Source organism: Halorubrum kocurii JCM 14978 (assembly GCF_000337355.1).
Classification (GTDB): domain Archaea; phylum Halobacteriota; class Halobacteria; order Halobacteriales; family Haloferacaceae; genus Halorubrum; species Halorubrum kocurii.
Genome location: NZ_AOJH01000005.1, coordinates 1 through 490, shown reverse-complemented (window position 1 = coordinate 490; position 490 = coordinate 1). Strand labels below are relative to the sequence as shown.

1 protein-coding gene is annotated in these 490 nt (G+C 59.0%); it reads right to left on the bottom strand.

Annotated elements, in window-relative coordinates; all coding sequences use genetic code 11:
* Positions 1 to 351, bottom strand: a 351-nt coding sequence (locus tag C468_RS00430; RefSeq protein ID WP_008846881.1) for a DUF7544 domain-containing protein, incomplete at its 3' end; no start/stop codon positions are given.
* Between the last annotated feature and the right edge of the window lie 139 nt (positions 352 to 490).

The window sequence follows — 490 nt, the reverse complement described above, 5'->3', positions numbered from 1 at the left end:
GATGTGTATAAGAGACAGGAGTGACACCTCACCGGTGCGGAGCGACTCGATCAGCACGAACTCCATGATCGCGCCGATCAGCGCGAACAACCCGCCGAGGAGGAGTCCGGCGGCGACGAACACGACGACGAGCGTCACTACGTCGACCGGGAGGCTGAACGGAATATCTCCGTTCGAGACGCTTCCCGACGGCGTCGACGTGTTGAACTGCGCCGTCGGGAAGCTCACGCCGCCCCCGACGAAGAACACGACGAGCGCGAGTTTCAGCCAGCGGCGGAGATCGATGGGCGTCAGAAACTCTCGAGTGATGTCGAACGCTTTCTCGACGTTTTCGACTGCGTGGAGGGCCATGGGTCGGGATACTCAAACGGTATAATTAGCCCTTCTGGTCAGTTACGGAAGTTCGAGGAGAAAGCCTCGCGCTTCAGCGCGGAGATGAATCCGACAAACTCCACACTACCCACGTTTGACGTTCCGACGGATGGTTTAA